Origin of the sequence: Tanticharoenia sakaeratensis NBRC 103193 (assembly GCF_000963885.1) — a bacterium.
Taxonomy (GTDB): Bacteria; Pseudomonadota; Alphaproteobacteria; order Acetobacterales; family Acetobacteraceae; genus Tanticharoenia; species Tanticharoenia sakaeratensis.
Window position 1 is genome coordinate 1 of sequence record NZ_BALE01000062.1, and the last position, 740, is coordinate 740.

Below are 740 nucleotides of genomic sequence, written 5' to 3' on the forward strand. Positions count from 1 at the left end.
TCGATCTGCAGCGGGTCATCGTGGAGCGTTTTGGCGTTTCCTATCATGAGCGCCACGTCTCCACCCTGCTGAAGCGTCTGGGCTTCAGTCATGTCAGCGCCCGCCCGCGCCATCCCGGACAAGATCCGTCCGTCGTGGACGCATTTAAAAAAACTTCCCGACCATCCTGAGCGCCCACACCGGTCATCTACCGCTCGGCAAGCCGATCGAATTGTGGTTTCAAGACGAGGCCCGTATCGGCCAGAAAAACGGCATCGTCCGGCAATGGGCCAAACAAGGCAGCCGACCTCGCCAGCCTGCGGATCAACGCTATGAAAACGCCTGGCTGTTCGGCGCGATCTGTCCGGCGCGCGGCAAGGCGGCGGGGCTGGCTTTGCCGTTTACCGGCACAGCCAGCATGCAACTGCACATCCATGAAATCTCCCGCTGCGTCGCACGCGGCGCTCATGCTGCCGTCCTGCTCGATCGCGCCGGATGGCATACGACGCCGAAACTCAAACTGCCGCGCAATATCAGCCTGATCTTCCTGCCATCCCGGGCACCGGAGCTGAACCCGGTCGAGAATATCTGGCAGTTCCTCCGCGCCAACTGGCTGTCCAACACCGTGTTCGACGGCATCGAACACATCATCGACGCCGCCTGCACCGCCTGGAACAACCTTGTCGCACTGCCCAACACCATACGCTCAATCGGGCTCAGGCAATGGGCTCACACAGGTCAGAAGCTATAGCCGTTGGTAT

1 pseudogene is annotated in these 740 nt (G+C 60.9%); it reads left to right on the forward strand.

The features are described 5' to 3' along the window. A pseudogene (locus tag B8446_RS15805) lies at window positions 1–730 on the forward strand (IS630 family transposase); the annotation flags it as partial. Window positions 731–740: the final 10 nt, after the last annotated feature.